The organism is Pseudomonas sp. 43(2021), assembly GCF_017490805.1.
In the GTDB taxonomy this organism is placed as follows: Bacteria; Pseudomonadota; Gammaproteobacteria; order Pseudomonadales; family Pseudomonadaceae; genus Aquipseudomonas.
In genome coordinates this window covers 1-475 of record NZ_JAFGYJ010000402.1, presented here as the reverse complement: position 1 = coordinate 475, position 475 = coordinate 1, and the positions used below count along the sequence as shown (strand labels likewise).

1 protein-coding gene is annotated in these 475 nt (G+C 65.9%); it reads right to left on the bottom strand.

Translation table 11 applies throughout. From position 1 onward, the window contains the following. A partial coding sequence (locus J5M71_RS27850; RefSeq protein ID WP_207838799.1) for a beta-ketoacyl synthase chain length factor occupies window positions 1-306 on the bottom strand: 306 nt, incomplete at its 3' end. Window positions 307-475: the final 169 nt, after the last annotated feature.

Sequence of the window (475 nt, the reverse complement as noted above, 5' to 3'; positions counted from 1 at the left end):
CAACGGCTGTTCGGTGGCCAGATCGCGGAGGATTTCAAACGTGCGTGGGGTTTCGCCGTGCCGCGAGACGAACACCAGTGGCAGATGGTCCCGGCCTTCGGCCAGCGGCCAGCCAACGCTGAAGGCCATCCGCGCCAGGCGGCTGAGGCGACGGCGTTGCATGGCCGGCAGAAACGACACCTCGGGCGCGGCATCACTGCTCTGCAGCACGACCGGTTGTCGGCTCCAGGCCTGCCAGGCGTCCACGCTGTCGAGCCCCGGGGCCCACGCGCGCCATTGGGCGATGTTGAAGTTGATCACGGACATTCATCCCGCCCCTGCGGGCTTTCGTTGACGCGTTGAGTCGCCAGCGCCGCAGCAGGCTTGGCTTGGCGCAGGGCGCCGGGTGGCGCGCATTATCCCGGTGCGACGGGTGTGTAGCAAATGTTGGTTACATTTTGCCCAACAAAATGTACCGAGCGGTTCGCTGCATGGC